The organism is Actinomycetospora sp. CA-084318 (genome assembly GCF_050955885.1).
GTDB lineage: Bacteria > Actinomycetota > Actinomycetes > Mycobacteriales > Pseudonocardiaceae > Actinomycetospora.
Window position 1 is genome coordinate 4,156,130 of the sequence record NZ_CP192098.1, and the last position, 19,603, is coordinate 4,175,732.

Consider the following 19,603-nt stretch of genomic DNA (forward strand, 5'->3'; position numbering starts at 1 on the left):
AGGCGGGGGCCTCAGACCAGGCGCGCCAGCAGGCGGTCGACCTCAGCCTCCGGGTCGGCCGTGAGCCCGGTGTGCACCGGACCGGCCTGGACGACCGTCGACCGGGGCGCCGTCAGCCACCGGAACCGCTCGCCCGGCGACAGCACGCCCGCCGGGCCCTCCCCCGCCACGACCCGCGGCCACGCCTCCACGGCGAGCGCCACCTCGTCGACGTCGAGGGACGGGAACAAGGTCGACAGCCGCTCGACGTCCAGCGCCAGCCGCATCGTCAGCAGCACGGCGTGCCGGCAGTAGAGCAGGACGCCGACGTTGACGCACTCGCCCCGGTCGACGCGCGGCACCACGCGCAACGGCGCCCACTCATAGGTGTTCACGGTGCCCACGCCCGCTCCGCCACGCGCGCCAGCAGGTGCTCGACGTACGCGGAGCGCGCCGCACCCGCCGTCGGGAAGTCGGCGTCGAGGCCCCCGACGAGCCAGTCGTCGGGCACCTCGGCGACCACCTCCTCGAGCAGCGGGCGCGTCACCAGCGACGACAGCGACGCATCGGCGGAAGCCCGCGCGTCCGCCGTCGTGAAGGGCCGGAGCACGTGGTCGGACGCGTCGTAGGGCCGCGCCACCACCGCGGCCGCGCGCGCCCAGGAGTGGTGGAAGTACAGGCAGGCGCCGTGGTCGATGCACCACAGCTCGCGGTGCCAACGGAGCAGGTTCGGGTTGCGCCAGGAGCGGTCGACGTTCTCGACGAACGCGTCGAACCACAGGATCCGCGCCGCTTCCTCGGCGTCGACGGTGTGCGCCAACGGGTCGAACCCCAGCGCGCCCGGCAGGAAGTCCATCCCCAGGTTGTCGCCGCCCGAGCGCGCGAGCAGCTCCTGGACCTCCCAGTCCGGCTCGGACTGGGCGACCACCGGGTCCAGCTCCACGACGACGAGCTCGGGCACCCGCAGCCCCAGCGCCCGGCCGATCCCGCCCGCGACGACCTCCGCGACGAGCGCCTTCACGCCCTGCCCGGCGCCGGTGAACTTGACGACGTACGTGCCGAGGTCGTCCGCCTCCACCAGCCCCGGCAGCGACCCGCCCTCGCGCAGCGGCGTCACGTAGCGGGTCGCGACAACGCGCCTCACCGCAGGTCCAGGGCGTACCAGACCTGCGCGTACGGGTTCTCGTTGTACGGCTCGACCTCCACGAACCCGGCCCGCTCGTAGAGCGTGCGGGCCTCGACGAGGTCGGCGCGGGTGTCCAGGACGACGCGCGCGCAGCCGGCCTCGCGGGCCCGGCGGAGGAGGTCGGTCAGGAGGGCCTTCCCGACGCCGAGCCCGCGCGCGGCCGGAGCCGTCCACATGCGCTTGATCTCCGCGGCGTCGTCGGGCACGCCGGGCCCGACGACGCGCAGCCCGGCGCACCCGAGGAGGACACCGTCGGCGCCGGTCGCGAGCACGAACACCCCCTCGGGCGGCACCAGCCCGCCGTGCGGGCTCTCGGCGACGAACGCGTCGATCTCCTCGTCGGTCGCCGGCCGCCCGTTCATCCGGCCGATCACGTCGGCGACGTACCCCCGCAGCGCGCCGAGACCGGGCTCGGTGTCGGGTCGGGCGTCGTGCAGCGTGATGGTCGGGCCGGTCATGCGTCCATTGTCGCGCCCGCTCCGTTCCAGTCGACGAGCTGGACCACCACGCCGTTGGGGTCCCGGGTCTGGAACGCGCGCTCGCCCCACTCCTCCACCGTCAGCGGCATCGTGATCTCGACGCCCTCACCCTGCAGCCGGGCCAGCTCGCCCTCCAGGTCGTCAACGACGAACGCCAGGATCAGCCCCTGCGCGGTGACGTCCCGCTGTTCGGGCGGCATGGTCGGCAGGCCCGTCGCGAGGAAGACGACGTTGACGCCGGCGTCCTCCCGCGTCAGCGAGTGGAAGGCGTCGGGTGAGCTCATCACCTCCGTGAACCCGTAGTGCTCGACGAGGAAGCGCGCCGAGGCGGCGGGGTCGGCGACGGTGAGGCTGAGCGCGGTGGCGGTGACGTTCACCCCGTACATAGTACACAGTACAATGTACGGCGTGACCGATCCGGCGCGCGTCATCCCGCTGCTCTGGCGGACGACACCTCCGTCGCGCCGCGGTCCGGCGCGCGGTCTCACCCTCGACGACGTCGTCCGGGCGGCCACACGTCTCGCCGACGCGCACGGGCTCGAGCCCCTGACGATGCGCGCACTGGCCACCGAGCTCGGCGTCGCCCCGATGACGCTCTACACCTACGTGCCCGGGAAGGCCGAGCTCGTCGACCTCGTCGTCGACCACGCCTTCCTGACGATGGACCGGGCCGACCTGCGTGGGCCCGGGTGGCGGGAGCGGGTGCTCGCCGTCATGGAGGCGAACCGCGCGCTGTACCGGGCACACCCCTGGGTCGGCGCGGTCGATCCGGGACGTCCGGTCCTCGGTCCAGGCACGACGGCGAAGTACGAGCACGAGCTCGCCGCCTTCGACGGGTGCGGCCTGTCCGACGTCGACCGGGACGCCGCGCTGACCTTCGTCCTCGACTTCGTGACGGCGGCCGCCCGCACGGAGACCCGCTCCGACCCGGCCGGCGACGAGGCCTGGTGGGCAACGGCCGGGCCCGCGCTCGCCGAGGTGCTCGACCCGTCGTCGTACCCGCTGGCGACCCGCGTCGGGGCCGCGGCCGGCGAGGCACAGCGCAGCGCACGCCACCCCGACACCGCGTGGGCGTTCGGGACGGCGCGCGTGCTGGACGGTCTGGCGGCCCTGATCGACCCGTAGCGCTCCTTGCGCTTCTCGTAGCATTAATACTACATTCCACGGTATGGGAAGGACGCCACGTCGCGAGGAGGATGCGGTCCACAACCGCATCGCCGTCCTGCGGACCGAACGCGGGACCAGCCGGAAGGAGCTCGCCGAGGCGATCGGCGTCCACCCCCAGACCATCGGCTACCTCGAACGCGGCGAGTACAGCCCCTCGCTGGCGCTCGCCCTCAAGATCGCCCGCTGGTTCGGCCTGCCGGTGGAGGCCGTCTTCAGCCTCGAGCCCCTCGCCCCGCTCAGCACCGAGCTCTACGGAAGGACCACGCGATGACACCCTCCCGGACGCTCGGCGCGTCGCCCCGGTTCGACACCGAGCGCTACGCGTGGACCCGCCGACGGGCCGTCCGCCGGAGCGGGGTGGTGGTCGAGGTCGTGCTGTTCCTCGTCCTCGCCGCCGCAGCCCTGTGGGCGGCCTACGACGTCGCCGACCGCGGGATCGGCGAGATCGGCATCGCCGTGCTCTTCCTGCTCTTCATCCCGGTGCACAGCGTGGTCAACCTCGGCGTGCGCGGCGTGTTCGACCGCCGGGCCGCGACGTTGGACGAGGCCCAGCGGACGATGCGCGACCGGTCGCTGGCGGCGGTCCATCCCGCGCGCATCGTCCTCGGACTCGTGGCGGTGCTGGCGGCGGTGTACGTCGCCCTGCACGCCCCCGTCCCGGGCCAGGCCTACCTGCTGGGCTTCGTCCTCTGGTTCGCCGCCTGGATGCTCTCCTCCTGGCACCTGGCCTGGACGCTGCCGGACGAGCCGGCCGACCTCGTCGACTAGACGGTGTAGCCCGGGCTCGACAGCATCTCGGTGATCACGCCGCTGATCCGCTCGACGTCCTCGGGCTTGAGGCCGAACATCGCGAAGTGCCCCGCCGGGGTGTCGATCACCCGCAGCTCGCCGTGCGGCAGGTGCCCGGCCTCGTTCTCGCAGTCCTCGACCGGGAAGAAGTTGTCCCCGCCGAACGGCACCACGAAGAAATGCGCGGTGATCTTGCCGAGCGCCGCCTCCAGCGACCCGCCGCCGTGGGGCGAGATGTCGCCGGCGAACCACTTGTTCGCCTGGGTGACGAGGTTGTTCGGGTCCATCGGCGCGAAGTAGCCCCGGATGAAGCTCTGCCGGAAGTCGTTCGCCGACGCGAACCCGAGACCGCGCCAGTGCTCGCCGCGGTACCACTCGTGTGTGAAGCCCTCGAGCGAGAACGCGATCGCGTGGCGGGTGAGGCCGAGCCGGACCTCCGCGGCGTCGGCGTAGAAGCCGCCCGCGAACGCCGGGTCCGACGTGAGCAGCTCCATGTGCAGGTCGATGAAGACCTGGTTGTGCACCGGGGTCTTCGCGGTGCCCGCGAACGCGGCCGCGCGCGGCACCATGTCGGGGAAGCGCGCCGCCCACTCGTAGGTCTGCTGGGCGCCCATCGACCAGCCGAGGACGGCGTGCAGCTGCTCGACCTCGAAGTGCTCGGTGACGAGCCGGTACTGCGCGAGGACGTCGTCGGCGATCGAGACGAACGGGAACTGGCCGCGGTCGAAGGGCGGCGAGGTGTTCGACGGCGAGCTCGACATCCCGCCCCCGAGCTGCCCCGGGCACACGACGAAGTACTTCTCGGTGTCGACCGGCTTCCCCGGCCCGATGTAGTCGTCGAGCGACGAGGGGGTGCCCGAGTACATGTGCGGGAAGAGGACCAGGTTGTCCCTGGCCGCGTTCAGGGTGCCGTGCGTGCGGTACGCGAGCTGGGCGCCGGGCAGCGTGTAGCCCGACCGCAGGACGAACCCGCCGAGGTCGAAGTACTCGTGCTCACCCTGCTGGGCGTGCGAGTAGTAGCCCTGCCGGTCGGTGCCGGTCATCCGTGACCTCCGCGCTGAGTCGATCTTCCGCGCCGGAGCCTACGGCGATCTGGATCACAGCTGCAGCTCGTGCACGGCGTTGCGGGCGCCGGAGGTCGGTTGTGTGCGACCAGTGGCGTCCGTCGCCCGCGCCGTGATCGTCCGGCCGCTCCCGACGACGGCCCGGAACCCCTGCCAGGCCCGGCCCCGCGCCGGCTCGAGCTCGACCCGGACCGGCCTGCCGTCGACCGTCACCGCCACGCGCGTCACGGGCACGGAGCTCCACGCCCAGCCGCGCGCCACCCCGCCGTCGACGCCGACGACCACCGAGGTGACGTCGAGCTCCCGGACCGGCACCGACCCGCCGTGAGGACCGGGACGCAGGTAGAGCCGCGTGGTGAACAGGTGCTCGGGGCGGTGGTCGGCGAGCGTCAGCTCGGTCAGCCACTTCACCGAGTTCGTGCCGAAGTACCCGGGGACGACGAGGCGCAGGGGCCCCCCGCGGTGGGTGTGCAGGGGCTCGTCGTTGCAGCGGTGCGCGACGAGGGCGCGGTCGAGGACGTCGTCGAGCGGCAGGTCCTTGAGGTAGTCCGGGGCCGAACTGCCCCCGAACTCGCCGTGGTCGGCGCCGCGGGCCCAGAGTGTGGTCGCGTCCTCGCCGATCCCCGCCAGGTCGAGCACGTCGCGCAGCCGCGGGCCGGTCCACACCAGGTTCGCCGCGCGGCGCACCCACTCCCCCGGCGCCAGCGGGTTGCCGAAGCACTCGTGCACCGACTCGACGCGCCGCTGCGGCAGGGCGCGGACGTCGTCCGGCGTCAGCTCCACCGCCCGGTCCACGAGCCCGTTCACGACGACCGGTCGGCGCGGCTCGGGCGCGGCGAGGCCGAAGTGCGCGATGACGAACGCGTCGTCGAGAGCGGTGACCCGGCTCGTCAGGCGCTCCGGCGGCACGAGCCGGCGGACCGCTCCGACCGGGTCCATCCGCGCCTGCACGGGCGCCCCCTCCCCGAACGAACGGCACTCCCGCTCAATCTAGGTGCGCGAGCGTGCCGTTCGCTCGGGCGGTGGGCCAGCGCACCTCGATCCGCGCCCCGCCCTCCGGCGAGCGCGCCGCCCGGACCGTCCCACTGCGGCTCTCCACGAGCCTCGCCACGAGGGCCAGCCCGAGGCCCGAGCCAGGTGTGCCGCCCGTCGCGTCCAGCCGCGTGAACCGGTCGAACACGCGGGTCCGTTCGTCCTCCGGGATGCCCGGTCCGTCGTCGTCGACGAGCAGCCGGGCCCACGACCCGGCCGGCACCACCGACACCGTCACCAGGGTGCGCGCGTGGCGGCGGGCGTTGCCGAGCAGGTTGTCGAGCACCAGCCCGACCTCCGCCGGCGTCGCCAGTGCGGTCGCCGCGACGGGGGCCCACACGGTGATCACCGGTCCGTCCGGTTGCCGCTCCACGGCCTCCGCGACCGCCTCGCCCAGGTCGACCGGCTCCGCCGTCGGGAGCCGCCCACCGTCCGCGCGGGCGAGCGCGAGCAGGTCGGTGACCAGCGAGGACAGCCGCTCGGCGTCTTTCGCGACCGCGGCCCACGCCTCCGTGTCCTCCCCCGACCGCGGGTGCGCGACCGCCACCTCCGCCTGCGCCCGCACCGACGCGATCGGCGAGCGCAGCTCGTGGGCGGCGTCGTCGGCGAAGCGGCGGACGGTCGACAGCGCGTCGTCGCGCCGGGCGAGCAGGGCGTTCAGTTCCTCGGCCAGCGCGGCGACCTCGTCGTGCGACGGCGGCACCGGCAACCGCTCGCCCTCGCCGAGTCCCGACGCCGCTGTGCGCAGGCGGGTCACCGGCCGCAGTGCCGCGCCGGCCGCGAACCAGGCCGCCGCCGCGAGCGCGACCGCCGCGATCACGACCCCCGGCACGAACCACGACGCCGCGTCGCCCAGCAGGGACGCGGCCCCCACCAGGTCGCGCGAGGCGAGGACCAGGCGCGGCGTCCCGTCCGGCAGCGTCACCGGGACCGCCACCCACCGCCGCGGCTCGGTCCCCGGCCCCGCGACCGTCACCGGCTCCCCGCTCGCCAGCGCCCGGACGACCGGCTCCGCCAGCGGCAACGACCCTCGCCCGTCGACCGGGGCGCCGGCCACGTCGGTCACCCGCAGCGGCGGCGGGAGCGGCTCGGCTTTGCGGACGTCGACGGAGGCGGCCACCGCGCGCTCCCGCAGCTCCCCGTCGCCCGCCTCGACCACGGCCGAGAGCAGCAGCCCCGCGCCCAGCCGCGCGAGGGCGCCGAGCACCACGAGCGCGACCACCCCGACCACGAGCGCGATCCGCGTCCGCACCGTGCGCCGGGCCCACCAGATACCGGGTCCGCGTCGGCGGTGAGGGGAGGATTCGACCGCTCCAGCAGCACGAGGGTTCCCCTCACGCGGGGAGGGAGGAGAGGGAGGGGAGCTCACGACCGTGGGTCGAGTCGGTACCCGCGTCCGCGCTCGGTGACGACGAGCCCGTCCGCGCCCACCGCGGCGAGCTTGCGACGCAGATAGCCGACGTACACCTCGACGACGTTGCGCGCGGCCGCGCCGTCACCCCACACCGCGGTGAGCAGCTCGTCCTTCGTCACCGTGATGCCCGGCCGCTGGGCGAGGTGCCGCAGGACGGCGAGCTCCCGGGCGGACAACCCGACCTCACGGTCCGCCCACACGGCGGTCTCGCCGTCGAGCGTCAACGCCCCGACGACGACCCGCGGTGCCGACGGGGCACGGCGGCGCAGCAGGGCCCGGAGCTGCGCGACCAGCACGACGAACGAGAACGGCTTGACCACGTACCCGTCGGCGCCCAGGTCGAGGCCGTCGGCCTGGTCCACCTCGCCGTCCTTGGCCGAGAGCAGCAGCACGGGGGTCTCCACGCCGTCGGCGCGCAGCTGCTCGAGCACCCGGTAGCCGGAGAGCCCGGGCAGGATGATGTCGAGGACGACCGCGTCGAACGTGCCCGTCGACGCCTCGGCGAGCCCGGTCGGCCCGTCCCCCACGGCGACGACGTCCATGCCCTCGGCGCCGAGCCCCCGCACGAGGGCCGCGCGCACGCCCGGCTCGTCGTCGACGACCAGCACGCGGGGCACGTGCGCGACCGTAGCGCCGTCGAGCTGTGGTGGTCTCAGATCCGCGCGAAGGCCCGGACCGGGAACGTCGCCATCCCGACGACGGCCGGTGGGGCCGCCGTCAGCCGCGCCCCGCGGGCCGGGAGCCGGTCGAGCCCGGTGAGGTGTTCGAGCACGAGCACCTCACCACCCAGCAGGAGCGTGTGCGCGGGCCGCTCGTCGCCGCTCGTGTCGTCGATGTTGACCGTGTCGATCCCGACGAGCACCGCGCCGCGCGCGACGAGGTGGCGGGCACCGTCCGCCGTCAGGAACGGGTGGGACGGGTCGCCGTAGTGCTCGGTGCGCCAGTGGCGATCCCAGCCGGTCCGCAGCAGGACGGCGTGGCCGGTGAGGTCCTCGCCCGGGAGCTGGTCGGGACCGATGTCCCCGGTGGCCTCCACGACCACGGCCGGCAGGTCGACGCACCGCTCCAGCGGGAGGCCGGACAGGTCGTGGCCGGCGCGGTACCGGTGCGCGGGGGTGTCGAGGTAGGTCCCGGTGTTGGCGACCATCGAGACGGCGCCGATGGCGAACTCCGTGCCCTCGGCGTAACGGCCGACCGAGTCCTCGAAGCTCATGTGGTCGCTGATCCGCGGCCCCGGCAGGCCGGGGTAGGTCACCATGTCGTGCTCGATGGGGTGGCTGAGGTCGATCAGGGTCACCGCGTGATCATCCGCTACCGCCCGAGCTGTGAGCCTCTCAGCCCGACCGCCGCAGGATGGTGTCCATGAGGCGCAGATGGTTCGGGGCAGCAGGGGCGGTGGCGGTCGGCGCGGTCGCCGCCGCGGTGATCGCGATGCCGACGGCGGCGGCGCAGCCGCAGCTCCCGCCGGTGAGTCCCGAGGACCTGGTCGCCTCGGTGATGACCGCGCAGCCCGGGCCGTTCAACGGCACCGTCGGGATCGACAACGAGCTCGGCCTGCCGGCCCTGCCCGGGGCGCCCCAGCTCGGGAACGGTGAGCAGTCCGCCCGCGTGTGGTCCGGCGGCGACGGGAAGGGCCGGGTCGCCCTGCCCTCCGGCGACGGCGAGAAGACGCTGGTCTCGGACGGCACCACCCGCTGGGCCTACGACGCGACCGACCGCACCGCCACCCGCTCGACGGGCGGCGCGCCCGAGCAGAAGGACCCGCAGACCGACCCGGCGGGCGCCTCCGCGCAGATCATCGGCGAGCTCCGGAAGACGAGCCAGGTGGCGGTCGACGGCACCGCCGAGGTCGCGGGGCGGCCCGCCTACACGCTGGTGCTCACCCCGCAGCCCACCGAGCGCACGATGCTGCGCGAGGTCCGGGTCGCGGTCGACGCCGAGAAGCGCATCCCGCTGCAGCTCACCGTCCTCGCGACCGGGTCCTCGACGCCCGCGCTGCAGATCGGGTTCGACGACGTGACGTTCGGTCCGCAGGACCCGTCGCTGTTCACCTTCACCCCGCCGCCCGGCACGACCGTCAAGGACGCCCCGGCCCGGGGACAGGGTGACCGACCGGACCGCCAGGGCCCGCCGGACGGCGCCCGCACCGTCGGCGACGGCTGGGACCGCGTCGTGGTGTTCCAGCGCCCGGCGCCGCAGCAGGGCCAGCCGGCTCCGCAGCGTCCCGAGGGCGCCCCCGACCTGAACGCGCTCGGCACGCCGGTCACCGGTGCGTTCGGCTCCGGCCGGGCGATCACGACCGCGGTCGGCACGGCGATCGTCACCGACGACGGGCGCGTCGCCGTCGGCGCGGTGCCGGAGCCGGTCGTGGCCGAGGCCCTGGGTACGAAGTGAGCGTGACCGAGGAGATTCGCACCGACCCGTCGTCGGGAACGGGGATCGAACCCGCCGCCCGGCTGCGGGACCTCCGCAAGACCTACGGCGCGGTGACCGCCGTCGACGGCGTCGACCTCGACCTGCCGGCGGGCGCGGTCGTCGGGCTCCTCGGTCCGAACGGGTCGGGCAAGACGACGCTGATCCGGATGCTGCTCGGGCTGACCCCGCCGACCGCGGGTCGGGTCGAGCTGCTCGGGCACGACGGGACGCAGATCGAACGGGCCCTTCCCGACGTCGGGGCGCTCGTCGAGGGCCCCGGGTTCCACCCCTTCCTGTCGGGGCGCGACAACCTGCTCCGCGCCGCGGCCTGCGAGCCGCGGCTGGAGGGCGACCTGCGGGCGCCGGTGGACGCGGCGCTGGAGCGGGTCGGGCTCACCGATGCGGCCCGCCGTCGCTACCGGGGCTACTCGCTGGGCATGAAGCAGCGGCTCGGGCTGGCGGCCGCGCTGCTCGTGCCGCGGCGACTCGTCGTGCTCGACGAACCGACCAACGGGCTGGACCCGGCCGGCACGCGCGACGTGCGACGGGTGATCGCGGAGCTGCACGAGGCGGGCACGACGGTGCTGCTGTCCTCGCACCTGCTCGCCGAGGTCGAGGCGGTGTGCACGCACGTGGCGGTGCTCGCGAAGGGGTCGCTGCTGGTCTCGGGCGAGCTCGCGACGCTGCTGGCCTCCGACGGGGAGCTCGCCGTCACCGTCGACGACCCGGACCGGGGGCTGGCGGCCCTGCGCGCCGCCGGGTTCCGGGCCTACCTGCGCGACGGCGCGCTGGCGGTCACCGAGGTCGAGCCGCCGGCCGTGGTGGCGGCGCTGGTGCACGCCGGGATCGGGGTCTGGGAGCTCACCCGACGACGGGCCCACCTCGAGGAGCTGTTCGCGCGACTGACCGAGGAGGACGCGTGACCGCGGTACTCGAGAGGACCCACGCCCCCCTCGGTCGTGTGGTCGGCGCGGAGATCCGGTGGGTGCTCCGTCGCCCGCGCACGCTCGTCGTGCTGGGGCTGCTGGCGCTGATCCCGGTGGCCGTCGCGATCGGGATCGCGGTGGCCGGACGAGGTGGCCGAGGGCTGATCGCCCAGGTGGCGGGCAACGGGTTCGTCCTGCCCGTCGTCGCGCTCGGGCTCGCACTGACCCTGCTGCTGCCCCTCGCCGTGGCCTCGGCCGCCGCCGACGCGGTGGCGGGCGAGGCCGGCTCCGGCACGTTGCGCGGACTCCTGGTCGCCCCGGTCGGCCGCGCCCGCTTCGTCGTCATGAAGGCGGCGGGGGTGATCACCGTGGCGGTGCTCGCCGTAGCGATCATCGCGGTCGTCGGGATGATCGCGGGCGCCGTGGTGGTCGGCGGGCCGGGCTCGCTGATCACGCTGTCCGGGACCACGCTCGGCTTCGGCGAGGCCCTCGGGCGGATCGGCCTCGTCGCGGTGTGGACGATCGGGCAGCTGCTCGCCGTCGGCGCCGTGGCGCTCGCGATCTCGACGTTCACCGAGCACCCGCTGGTGGTCCTCGCCTGCGTGCTCGGCGGCATGATCGTCTTCGGCGTCCTCGGGGCGATCCCCGCGCTCGACTGGCTCCAGCCGCTGCTGCTGACGAGCGGCTTCGCCGCCGGCACCGACGTGCTCCGCGACCCGCTGCCGCTCGACGGACTGGCCTCGTCGTCGCTGCGGGCCCTGGTCTACGTCGTGCTCGGCGTGGGCGTGACGTTCTGGCGGATGGCGCGCCGGGACGGCTGAGACGCGGCCTGCACCGCCTCGGCGTGGACTCCACGGGCGATGGGCTCGAGGGCCTCGAACGCCCCGGGCGGGAGGCCGGGCAGGTCGCGCCCGGCATCACGGATGCGGCCCAGGATCGCGTCGGCGGCGGTGTCGGCCTCGGCGGTGAGACGCGGCAGGTCGACGCCGGTGAGCGCCCCGTCGCGCTTCACGACCCGGCCGTCCACGAGCACGGTCGTGACGTCCGCGGCCGTGGTCTGGAAGACCAGCGTCGCGTAGGGGTCGATCCGCGGGTGCTGCTCGAGCGCACCGCCGCCGACGAGCTGCAGGTCGGCGCGCTTGCCCGGGGTGAGCGACCCGATGCGGTGGCCGAGGCCGAGCGCGTCGGCGGCGTTCACGGTCGTCCAGGTGAGCGCCTCCTTCGCGAGGGTGGTCACCCGCTCCGGCATCGCGCCCGCCCGGTTCACGGCCTCCGTCGCCTCCCACCGCGTGAACCCGAGTCCGAAGCGCATCTCGTGCCAGAGGTCGCCGGAGTTCAGCGAGATGACGTCGGCGGACAGCGTCGGCGCCAGACCGTGGCGGTGGCAGCGCTCGAACACCGGGCGGCCCATCCCCATGTTCAGCTCCGTCTCCACGGAGATCGACACCTTCCCGCCGCTGCGGACCAGGGCGTCCCACTCGGCGGCCCCGAGGGTGTTGCAGTGCACGTGGACCATGTCCGGCCCGAGCAGCCCGAGGGCGTCCAGCTCGGGGATTCCCTCGGTGAGCACGCTGCCCCACACACAGCCGGTGTGGTTGACGATCAGGGCGCGGCGCTCGCGGGCGACTGCGAGCTCGGCGAGCGTGCGGTCGAAGGGCAGGCCGAACAGCTCGGAGAGCGAGACGCCGAGGGTCAGCAGGCCGTCGCTCGTCGGGAAGTACTTATCGGCGATGCGGTGGAAGTCCGCCAGCCGGGCCTCATGGTCCCCGAACCGCGACGCCTCCGGCGAGCTCTCGAAGAAGCCGTAGCAGAACGCCGCGCGGATGCCGGCCTCACGGAGGCCGAGCACGGCGGCGTCGCTGTGGTCGGGGGTGTTGTTGCAGTGCGAGAAGTCGAGCAGCGCCGTCACGCCCGCGTTCAGGGCGTCCAGCCCGCCGAGCCGCTGCCCCAGCCGCACGTCGTCGGCCGTGAACGCCGGCGAGATCGCGAGCCGGATGCCGAAGTAGTAGTCACCGAGCGTCCAGTCGCCGCAGATGCCGCGGGCGAGCGACTGCCACGTGTGCCGGTGGGTGTCGATCAGTCCGGGGAGGACCAGGGACCCGCGGGCGTCGATCACCTCCGCGTCGACCTCCGGCAGGGAGGGCGCGACCGCGGCGATCACCCCGTTCTCGACGAGGACGTCGCCGGTCTCCAGGTCGCCGAGCGCGGGGTCCATCGTCAGGACGTGACCGCCCCGGATCAGGGTGCGTGCCATGGGTGCCTCCTCGTGGCCGGTGGGAGGCCAGCATGGGGAGCACCGCCCCGGCGAACATGTCCCGTTCCGGTTCCGATCGAGGAGTCCCGACGACGGGTCCGGGCGCCGTAGCATCGCGCGACGGCCTTCCGGTGCGCGGCGAGGTGGTGGGACATGGACGTCCAGGCCCTGCGGTACGCGGTGACGCTCGCGGAGACCTTGCACTTCGGACGGGCCGCGCGGGCCCACTACATCGCCGCGCAGCCGTTCGGGCGCCGGATCCAGGCCCTGGAACGGGAGCTCGGGACCCCACTGTTCGCCCGGACCAGCCGCCGGGTCGCGCTCACCCCGGCCGGCGAGCGCTTCCTGCCCAGGGCGCGCCAGGTCCTGGCCGAGCTGGACGGCCTCGTCGAACAGGTCGACGCACCGCGCGAGGTGCCCGGGGTGCTGCGGATCGGTGTACTGGGCTTCGGCCTGGCCGACCTCTGGCCCGACGTCCGGGACCTCGTCGAGGCCCGCCACCCCGACCTCACGGTGGACACCGTGGAGCTGACCTGGGCGGACCAGTACGACGCCGTCCGTGCCGGGGAGGTCGACCTCGCCCTCGTGCACGACGTGGGCGGCGCGGACGATCTCACGCTGGACCGGGTCCTGACCACCGACCGCGTCGCGGTCGTCCCGGTGCACTCGGAGTTCGCCCGGGCCGACCGGCTCACCGCCTCCGACGTCACCGGGCAGCGGCTCGTCTCCCCGGTCGGGGCCTCCGCCGGGCTCGCGGAATGGGGCGAGGGAGCCGGCCGCGGCGGCCGGGTGACGGTGCGCTCGCCGGCGGGAGTGGCGACGGCGGTGGCGACGAGCGGCCGGCTCGGGCTGCACGCCGAGCCCGCCCGACGCTTCTTCCCGCACCCCGGGGTGCGCTACGTCCCGATGGACGGGCCACCCGCCACGGTCGCCGTCGCCAGCCGCCCCGGCGACCGCCGCGCCGCGGTGACGGTCTTCCGGGCCGCCGCCCGCGCGGTCGCGCGCCTCGACCGCAACCGGATCGAGCCATGATCGGCGCGGGGCACCGGAGCACGCTGGTGGGCGACGAGAGGAGCGCGCATGCGCTGGAGCAGCTACGCGGAGGCCGACGGCACCGTCCGGACGGCGGTCCGGCAGGACGACGCCCTGCACCCCGCGCCCGTCGGGACCTCGCTGCTGGACCTGCTCGGTGACGACGGGGCTCGGCTGCGTGCGGCCGCCTCGGACGCCCTGGCGGGTCCGGCCGTCGACCCGGGCACCGTCACGCTGCTGCCCCCGGTGCCGCGGCCGCCGTCGATCCGGGACTTCATGGCCTTCGAGGAGCACGTGGTCACGGCGAGCGCGGCGATCGGGCTGACGGTCGACCCGCTCTGGTACCGCCAGCCGGTCTTCTACTTCACCAACCCGGCGTCGCTGCGCGGCGCCCACGAACCCGTCCCGGTCTCCCCTGGCAGCGCCGCGTTCGACTACGAGCTCGAGGTCGCGGCGGTGATCGGCCGGGAGGGCTCGGACCTCGATCCCGACGAGGCCGTCGACCACATCGCCGGCTATGTGCTGTTCTGCGACTGGAGCGCCCGCGACCTGCAGGGCGAGGAGATGAAGCTGAACCTCGGCCCGGCCAAGGGCAAGGACTCGGCGTCGAGCTGCGGCCCCTGGATGCTCACTCCCGACGAACTGCCGGCGACCGCCGCGATGAACGCGGCGGTGAACGGGACGCCCTACAGCGCGGGCCGGCTCGACGCCCTGTACTGGTCGTTCGGCGAGATGATCGCCTACGCCTCGCGCGGCACGCGGGTGGTGCCCGGCGACCTGATCGGCAGCGGCACGGTGGGCACCGGCTGCATCCTCGAGCTCTCCCGGGTGTACGGCGCGGACGCCTACCCCTATCTCCTGCCCGGCGACCGGGTCCGGCTCGAGGTCGAGGGCCTCGGCGCCGTCGACGCCCCGATCGTCGCCGGCGCCCCCGTCCATCCCCTCCGGAAGGAGAACGCCCGGTGAGCGCGCACACCCACGACATCACCGTCCCCGGTCCGCCGCGCCTGGAGGAGGTGTCCGACGGGATCCACGCCTACGTGCAGCCCGACGGCACCTGGTGGATCAACAACACCGGCTTCGCGGTCGGCCCCCAGGGGGTGGTCGCCGTCGACTCGTGCTCCACCGAGCGGCGCACCCGCGCCTTCGTCGACGCGATCGCGTCGGTGACCTCCGCCCCGGTGCGGACGCTGGTCAACACCCACCACCACGGCGACCACACCTGGGGCAACGCCCTCTTCGGCACCGCGACGATCGTGGCGCACGAACGCGCCCGCGAGGAGATGATCGCGTTCGGGCCGCCACGGGAGCTGCCGTTCTGGGAGAACCCGCAGTGGGGTTCGCTCCCCCTCGACCCGCCGTTCCTCACCTTCACCGACCGCGTCGCGCTGCACGTCGGGGACCTGCGCGCCGACGTCCTGCACGTCGGCACGCCCGCGCACACCACCAACGACTCCCTGGTGTGGTTCCCGGAGCGGTCCACCCTGTTCTGCGGCGACCTGGTGTTCAACGGCGGGACGCCGTTCCTGCTGATGGGGTCGGTCGCGGGCGCGGTCGACGTCCTCGAGCAGGTCGTCGCCCCGCTCGGCGCGACGACGACGGTGCCCGGCCACGGCCCGGTCTTCCACGACCGGGCCCCGCTCGACGCCACGCTGGACTACCTGCGGTTCGTGCTCGACCTCGCCGAGCGGGGACGGGCGGCGGGAGTCTCCCCGCTCGCGGCCGCGCAGGACACCGACCTCGGCCGGTTCGCCGACTGGCCGGACGCCGAACGCATCGTCGGGAACCTGCACCGCGCCTACGCGGAGCTCGACGGCCTCCCCCGCGGCGGCGCCATCGACGTCATGGCGGCGCTGGGCGACATGGTCACCTGGAACGGCGGGCGCCCGCTGACCTGCCTGGCCTGACTCCCGACCCGGAGCCGGACGTCGACCGGAGCGAACGGCACCCTCGCAGCATCTATGTGCGCGACAGTGCCGCTCGCTCGGAAGGGGTGGGTGCCGCGACGGACGAGCGCGCGGCCCGGATCGCGAGCACACCGAGCCCGACGGTGCCCACGGCCTCGAACAGCTCGACCTGCAGCCCGGTCAGCACCGGGGCCTCGGGCAACGGGACCAGCACGCCGAGGGCGGAGAGCACGAACGCGGCGCCGATCCACCACGGGACGCCGGACCCTCGGCGCAACAACGCGACCCCGGTGAGGAGCACCCCGGCGACGAAGACGAGCCCGCCGACGGTCTGCAGCAGCGCGAACGAGCCCGAGTCGATGATCGAACCGTCGTCGGGAACGGCCTGTGGGATCTCGCGGGCGACGAAGCCCTCGACGACGAGGTGCGACTGCGCCGAGAGCGCGTTCCCCACGAAGTACAGCGTCAGCCCGACGACGCCGAGCACGCCGACGCGCGGCGCGAGCCAGGCGGTGACGGCGGGCAGGCCGAGCATCAGCAGGATCGCGCCGCCGTAGAGCAGCAGGTAGGCCGGTGGACCGCCCGGGGCCGTGATCGACGCGGCGGAATGGGACTGCCCGTCGACGACGGGGTGCAGCATCCCGCCGACGAGGCCGGTGATCCCGGACAGGGCGAGGGCGGCGCCGCCGAGGGCGAGCAGGTGGCGGTGGGTGACGGTCATGGTGACTCCTCGATCGGTGGTGTCGTGGACGTTGCCCGACACCACTTGCGATCGACTTGCACCTCAGCCGGACAGGGCCTCCGCCGCGGCGAGCCAGTGCGGCGCCCCGAGCCGCCGCGCGAGCGTCGCCGCGGCCTCGGCGTCCGGCCGCGGGTCCTCGCCGAGCGCCACCGCGGCCCGGGCGAGCACGAGGTCGACGGGGCCGAGGACGAGCTGGCCGTTGCCGGTGCGGACGAGCTGCCCGGCCCAGGGCCGGAGCTGGTCACGCGTGCGTCGCACCACCGCCGCGTCGCCGAGCCGGCACGCGGCGAGGCACTGGAGCGCGGTCTCGAGCATCCACGTCGCCTCGCGGGGATAGGGCGGGAGCGGCCAGAGCGCGCGGGCGTCGTCCTCCCGTCCGGCGTCGAGCAGCGCCATGACCCGCAGGACGGCGACGTAGTCCGCCGCACCCGCCGTCGCGATCGCCTCGAGCTCGTCGACGACGACGGAGCAGTCCCCGGCGACCGCGGCCACCGTCGTCAGGATCCAGGCCCGGATGACGCGGCCGTTCGGATCCCCGGAGGCGGTGATGCGGGCGGAGAGGTCGTCGAACGCCTCGCGGGCGGCGTCGAGCCGGCCGTGCACGAGGTCGAGGGTCGCGGCGAAGACGGCGACCGACAGGGCGAGCACCGGGAGCTGGCCGGCCCCGGCGGTGGCGGTCGCGGCGTCGAGGTGGCGCCGGGCCGCGTCGAGGTCGGCGCGCCCGACCGCGGCGGCGGAGAGTACGAGGTGCGCGAGCGCGACGTGGTCCCCCAGGTGGGCGCGGTCGGCGACGGCGAGCATCTCCTCGCCCACGCGACGCTGGTGGTCCGGGTCGGCCACCGCGAAGGTGTGCAGGTGGGCGACGCCGAGCGCACGGCACAGCAGGCGCGGGTCGCCGAGGTCGCGGGCGAGGTCCAGGGCCTCGTCCCCCGCCGCCCGCCCGAGGTCGACGAGCCACGGCTGCGACTCGTGGGCGAGCGCCAGGAGCAGCTCGGCCCGCAGGCGCCGGTCGGTCGGGTCGACGACGCCTAGCAGCTCCTGCACCCGGGCAACGGCGGCGTCCTGGTCGTCCAGGGCGGGGCGGGTGGCCCAGAGGGCGACGACGTCCCAGCTCCAGGCCCGGGCCTCGTCGGTGGCGTCGCCGAGGCGGCGGGCCAGCGCGACCGACTCCTGCCGGGCGGCGAGCGCTGCGGTCAGGTCGCCGGCGGCGGCGAGCGCGCCGACCAGGTCCCGGTGGGCGCGCAGCCGGCTCGCGGTGTCCCCGGCGCCGAGCTCGTGGGCCCGCACCGCCGCGCGGCGCCACCGGACGGCCTCCCCGACCGCCCCCGCCGCCTGCGCCGCCGCCGCACCCGTCGTCAGGTACGGGAGGGTGCGGGCGGCGGTGGCGCCGTCGAGCGCCAGCTCCGCGTGGTGGGCCAGGGTGTGGACCCGCTCCGGATGCCGGGCGGCGAGGGCGTCGAGCAGGGCCCGGTGCATTCGCGCCCGGCGCAACGGCGGCATCCGGTCGGCGACGGTGTCGCGGACCAACGCGTGCGAGAAGCGCAGGCCCGGGTCGCTCTCGAGCAGGCCCGCCACGACGCCGGTGTCGAGGTCGTCGAGCAGGTCGTCCTCCTCGAGCGGCCCGCGCAGGACGTCGACCTCGAGCATCAGGTCGACGTCGATCTCCCGTCCCAGCACCGCCGCCCGGGTCAGCGTGGCGACCGCCCGGGCCGGCAGCCGGGCGAGCCGGCGGTCGAGGACGTCGGCGACGCCCGCCGGGAGGTCCCGGGTCGCGACGTCGTCGCCCTCGGTCCGCGCGAGGTCGCCGAGCTCCCGCAGGAACAGGGCGTTGCCCGCGGCGCGGTCGAGCAGCGCCCGCCACGTCTGCTCGGCGAGCTCCCGGCCGGCATGTCGGCGCAGCAGCCGCCGCCCGGACGCGGGGTCGAGCCCGCCGAGCCGGATCCGGTCGAGGGTCTGCGCGGCGAGCAGGGCGAGGGTGGCCCGCAGGTCGTCGGCGACCTCGTCGTCGCGGTAGGTCGCGACGACGAGCAGCGCGCCGTCGCCGTTCGCGACCAGGTGGCGCAGGACCTGCAGGGTCTCCCCGTCGGCGCCGTGGAGGTCCTCGACCACGAGGGCGGTCCGACCGGCGAGCACCGGCGCGACCACGGCGGCCAGCGCGAACGGGTCGGTCGCCGTCGGCGTCGTCCCGGTCTCGCGGCCGACGAGGTCCCGCCACGCCCAGCCCGGCGGCGCACCGGCCGCCTCGGGGCAGCGGGCGCGCAGCACGCGGCGCTCCGTGACCTCCTGTGCGAAGCGGTCGACGAGCGCCGACTTCCCCGTCCCGGCCTCGGCGGCGATCCACACGATTCCCGCGCGGGTGCCGACGGCGGCCCCCGCTCGGTGCAGGCGGGCGAGTTCCCCGGTCCGCCCGAGGAAGCCGTCGTCGGGTGGCGGCGGATCGGGCTCGGGACCCGGACGGAGGGTCGGGGCGGGGACGGGGGCGAGCACGGCCCGCTGGGCGTCGTGCCAGGCGCCGCCCGGGTCGAGCCCGAGCTCGTCGGCGAGTCGGGCACGGGCCGCCCGCAGCACCGCGAGGGCGTCGGCGGGGCGGCCGAGGGCCGCGAGGGTCCGGGCGAGCAGCGCGGCCGCGCTCTCCCGGAGGGGCTCACGGTCGACGAGCGCGGTGAGGGCGCCGAGGGCGTCGGCGGGGCGCCCGAGCGCGAGGGCCGCCTCCCCGGCGATCTCCGCGGCGGCGGCGTGCAGCTCGGCGAGGCGGTCCGCCTCCGCCGCCGCCCACGACTCGTCGCGGTAGGCGGCGAACGGGTCACCGGCCCAGCGGGCCAGGACCCGGGACGCGAGCGCCAGCGCCTCGGCGGGTGGGGCGGTGCGTGCGTCGTCGACCAGGCGGACGACCTCCCACGCGTCGACCTGCTCGGCCGGGAGCACCAGCCGGTACCCGGGGGCGGCGCTGACCAGGACGGAGGCCGGTGTCCGCGGTGCGCGCCCGGGCTCGATCCGCCGCCGCAGGTGCGAGACGTACGCCTGCAGGGCGCCGAGGGCCTTCGGCGGCGGGCTGCCCGCCCACAGGTCCTCGAGGAAACGGTCGGTCGAGACGATCCGGCCGCCGGCCGCGACGAGCATGCCCAGCACGGCCCGCTGTCGGGGCCCGCCGAGGTCGACCGGCCGACCCTCGATCGTCGCGCGGACGTCGCCGAGGACGTCGACGCGGAGCACACCG

General features: G+C 75.2%; 21 protein-coding genes. 9 read left to right on the plus strand and 12 right to left on the minus strand.

Features of this window, described 5'->3' with window-relative positions; genetic code table 11:
- Window positions 1-11: 11 nt before the first annotated feature.
- From ACQPYX_RS20350 to ACQPYX_RS20365, 4 genes are read right to left on the minus strand one after another with little or no spacing between them, the layout of a single operon-like run.
- On the minus strand, window positions 12-383 hold the full coding sequence (locus ACQPYX_RS20350; RefSeq protein ID WP_433799099.1) for a DUF3037 domain-containing protein: 372 nt from the start codon (window positions 381-383) through the stop codon (window positions 12-14).
- Window positions 371-1,123, minus strand: a complete 753-nt coding sequence (locus ACQPYX_RS20355) for a HipA family kinase (RefSeq protein ID WP_433799100.1) — start codon at window positions 1,121-1,123, stop codon at window positions 371-373. Before ACQPYX_RS20355 ends, ACQPYX_RS20350 begins: the two co-directional genes overlap by 13 nt.
- The gene (locus tag ACQPYX_RS20360) at window positions 1,120-1,623 is read right to left on the minus strand and encodes a GNAT family N-acetyltransferase (protein ID WP_433799101.1); all 504 of its coding nucleotides are present in this window, start codon (window positions 1,621-1,623) and stop codon (window positions 1,120-1,122) included. The genes ACQPYX_RS20355 and ACQPYX_RS20360 overlap by 4 nt, the downstream gene beginning before the upstream one ends.
- Complete coding sequence (locus ACQPYX_RS20365) at window positions 1,620-2,021, minus strand: VOC family protein (RefSeq protein ID WP_433799102.1); 402 nt, start codon at window positions 2,019-2,021, stop codon at window positions 1,620-1,622. Before ACQPYX_RS20365 ends, ACQPYX_RS20360 begins: the two co-directional genes overlap by 4 nt.
- Window positions 2,022-2,043: 22 nt before the next feature.
- Between ACQPYX_RS20365 and ACQPYX_RS20370 the strand changes: the two genes are divergently transcribed.
- Genes ACQPYX_RS20370 through ACQPYX_RS20380 form a run of 3 tightly spaced genes read left to right on the plus strand, consistent with a single transcriptional unit; the run spans window position 2,044 to window position 3,579 of the window.
- Window positions 2,044-2,769, plus strand: a complete 726-nt coding sequence (locus ACQPYX_RS20370; RefSeq protein ID WP_433799103.1) for a TetR/AcrR family transcriptional regulator — start codon at window positions 2,044-2,046, stop codon at window positions 2,767-2,769.
- A 43-nt stretch (window positions 2,770-2,812) separates the two neighbouring features.
- On the plus strand, window positions 2,813-3,082 hold the full coding sequence (locus ACQPYX_RS20375; RefSeq protein ID WP_433799104.1) for a helix-turn-helix transcriptional regulator: 270 nt from the start codon (window positions 2,813-2,815) through the stop codon (window positions 3,080-3,082).
- Window positions 3,079-3,579: a hypothetical protein gene (locus ACQPYX_RS20380; protein ID WP_433799105.1), complete on the plus strand. Its 501-nt coding sequence runs from the start codon at window positions 3,079-3,081 to the stop codon at window positions 3,577-3,579. The genes ACQPYX_RS20375 and ACQPYX_RS20380 overlap by 4 nt, the downstream gene beginning before the upstream one ends.
- Here the strand turns inward: ACQPYX_RS20380 and ACQPYX_RS20385 are convergent.
- The 5 genes from ACQPYX_RS20385 to ACQPYX_RS20405 all read right to left on the minus strand — a co-directional run bounded on the left by ACQPYX_RS20385 (window position 3,576) and on the right by ACQPYX_RS20405 (window position 8,407).
- The gene (locus tag ACQPYX_RS20385; protein WP_433799106.1) at window positions 3,576-4,643 is read right to left on the minus strand and encodes an alpha/beta fold hydrolase; all 1,068 of its coding nucleotides are present in this window, start codon (window positions 4,641-4,643) and stop codon (window positions 3,576-3,578) included. The two genes, ACQPYX_RS20380 and ACQPYX_RS20385, sit on opposite strands and share 4 nt — an antisense overlap.
- 54 nt (window positions 4,644-4,697) lie before the next feature.
- Window positions 4,698-5,615 carry a molybdopterin-dependent oxidoreductase gene (locus ACQPYX_RS20390; RefSeq protein WP_433799107.1) on the minus strand — a complete coding sequence of 306 codons (918 nt, stop codon included), beginning with the start codon at window positions 5,613-5,615 and terminating at the stop codon, window positions 4,698-4,700.
- 34 nt (window positions 5,616-5,649) lie between these two features.
- Window positions 5,650-6,948 carry a sensor histidine kinase gene (locus tag ACQPYX_RS20395; RefSeq protein ID WP_433799108.1) on the minus strand — a complete coding sequence of 433 codons (1,299 nt, stop codon included), beginning with the start codon at window positions 6,946-6,948 and terminating at the stop codon, window positions 5,650-5,652.
- A 113-nt stretch (window positions 6,949-7,061) separates the two neighbouring features.
- Entirely contained in the window at window positions 7,062-7,718 is a 657-nt protein-coding gene (locus ACQPYX_RS20400; protein ID WP_433803772.1) for a response regulator transcription factor, read from the minus strand.
- A 44-nt stretch (window positions 7,719-7,762) separates the two neighbouring features.
- The gene (locus ACQPYX_RS20405) at window positions 7,763-8,407 is read right to left on the minus strand and encodes a cyclase family protein (protein WP_433799109.1); all 645 of its coding nucleotides are present in this window, start codon (window positions 8,405-8,407) and stop codon (window positions 7,763-7,765) included.
- Between the two features lie 65 nt (window positions 8,408-8,472).
- On the opposite strand from ACQPYX_RS20405, the gene ACQPYX_RS20410 reads away from it, so the two are divergent.
- The 3 genes from ACQPYX_RS20410 to ACQPYX_RS20420 are packed head-to-tail and all read left to right on the plus strand — an operon-like array spanning window position 8,473 to window position 11,272.
- Window positions 8,473-9,504, plus strand: coding sequence for a LolA family protein (locus tag ACQPYX_RS20410; RefSeq protein WP_433799110.1), 1,032 nt, complete (start codon window positions 8,473-8,475; stop codon window positions 9,502-9,504).
- Window positions 9,505-9,506: 2 nt separating this feature from the next.
- Complete coding sequence (locus ACQPYX_RS20415) at window positions 9,507-10,448, plus strand: ABC transporter ATP-binding protein (protein ID WP_433799111.1); 942 nt, start codon at window positions 9,507-9,509, stop codon at window positions 10,446-10,448.
- The gene (locus ACQPYX_RS20420) at window positions 10,445-11,272 is read left to right on the plus strand and encodes an ABC transporter permease subunit (protein WP_433799112.1); all 828 of its coding nucleotides are present in this window, start codon (window positions 10,445-10,447) and stop codon (window positions 11,270-11,272) included. The genes ACQPYX_RS20415 and ACQPYX_RS20420 overlap by 4 nt, the downstream gene beginning before the upstream one ends.
- On the opposite strand, the gene ACQPYX_RS20425 is transcribed toward ACQPYX_RS20420, so the two are convergent.
- Complete coding sequence (locus tag ACQPYX_RS20425; protein WP_433799113.1) at window positions 11,215-12,705, minus strand: amidohydrolase family protein; 1,491 nt, start codon at window positions 12,703-12,705, stop codon at window positions 11,215-11,217. The two genes, ACQPYX_RS20420 and ACQPYX_RS20425, sit on opposite strands and share 58 nt — an antisense overlap.
- A 153-nt stretch (window positions 12,706-12,858) precedes the next feature.
- On the opposite strand from ACQPYX_RS20425, the gene ACQPYX_RS20430 reads away from it, so the two are divergent.
- From ACQPYX_RS20430 to ACQPYX_RS20440, 3 genes are read left to right on the plus strand one after another with little or no spacing between them, the layout of a single operon-like run.
- On the plus strand, window positions 12,859-13,737 hold the full coding sequence (locus ACQPYX_RS20430) for a LysR family transcriptional regulator (RefSeq protein WP_433799114.1): 879 nt from the start codon (window positions 12,859-12,861) through the stop codon (window positions 13,735-13,737).
- Window positions 13,738-13,785: 48 nt separating this feature from the next.
- Entirely contained in the window at window positions 13,786-14,703 is a 918-nt protein-coding gene (locus ACQPYX_RS20435) for a fumarylacetoacetate hydrolase family protein (RefSeq protein ID WP_433799115.1), read from the plus strand.
- Window positions 14,700-15,644 carry an MBL fold metallo-hydrolase gene (locus tag ACQPYX_RS20440; protein ID WP_433799116.1) on the plus strand — a complete coding sequence of 315 codons (945 nt, stop codon included), beginning with the start codon at window positions 14,700-14,702 and terminating at the stop codon, window positions 15,642-15,644. The genes ACQPYX_RS20435 and ACQPYX_RS20440 overlap by 4 nt, the downstream gene beginning before the upstream one ends.
- A gap of 52 nt (window positions 15,645-15,696) precedes the next feature.
- On the opposite strand, the gene ACQPYX_RS20445 is transcribed toward ACQPYX_RS20440, so the two are convergent.
- Window positions 15,697-16,365, minus strand: coding sequence for a hypothetical protein (locus ACQPYX_RS20445; RefSeq protein WP_433799117.1), 669 nt, complete (start codon window positions 16,363-16,365; stop codon window positions 15,697-15,699).
- A gap of 63 nt (window positions 16,366-16,428) precedes the next feature.
- Window positions 16,429-19,599 carry a BTAD domain-containing putative transcriptional regulator gene (locus ACQPYX_RS20450; RefSeq protein ID WP_433799118.1) on the minus strand — a complete coding sequence of 1,057 codons (3,171 nt, stop codon included), beginning with the start codon at window positions 19,597-19,599 and terminating at the stop codon, window positions 16,429-16,431.
- Window positions 19,600-19,603 lie beyond the last annotated feature (4 nt).

Bases quoted from the DNA above. Each gene is read 5' to 3' on its own strand.
- ACQPYX_RS20445 (WP_433799117.1), bottom strand. From the start codon at position 16,365: ATGACCGTCACCCACCGCCACCTGCTCGCCCTCGGCGGCGCCGCCCTC.
- ACQPYX_RS20430 (WP_433799114.1), top strand. From the start codon at position 12,859: ATGGACGTCCAGGCCCTGCGGTACGCGGTGACGCTCGCGGAGACCTTG.
- ACQPYX_RS20375 (WP_433799104.1), top strand. From the start codon at position 2,813: ATGGGAAGGACGCCACGTCGCGAGGAGGATGCGGTCCACAACCGCATC.
- ACQPYX_RS20360 (WP_433799101.1), bottom strand. From the start codon at position 1,623: ATGACCGGCCCGACCATCACGCTGCACGACGCCCGACCCGACACCGAG.
- ACQPYX_RS20425 (WP_433799113.1), bottom strand. From the start codon at position 12,705: ATGGCACGCACCCTGATCCGGGGCGGTCACGTCCTGACGATGGACCCC.
- ACQPYX_RS20380 (WP_433799105.1), top strand. From the start codon at position 3,079: ATGACACCCTCCCGGACGCTCGGCGCGTCGCCCCGGTTCGACACCGAG.
- ACQPYX_RS20370 (WP_433799103.1), top strand. From the start codon at position 2,044: ATGTACGGCGTGACCGATCCGGCGCGCGTCATCCCGCTGCTCTGGCGG.
- ACQPYX_RS20435 (WP_433799115.1), top strand. From the start codon at position 13,786: ATGCGCTGGAGCAGCTACGCGGAGGCCGACGGCACCGTCCGGACGGCG.
- ACQPYX_RS20385 (WP_433799106.1), bottom strand. From the start codon at position 4,643: ATGACCGGCACCGACCGGCAGGGCTACTACTCGCACGCCCAGCAGGGT.
- ACQPYX_RS20410 (WP_433799110.1), top strand. From the start codon at position 8,473: ATGAGGCGCAGATGGTTCGGGGCAGCAGGGGCGGTGGCGGTCGGCGCG.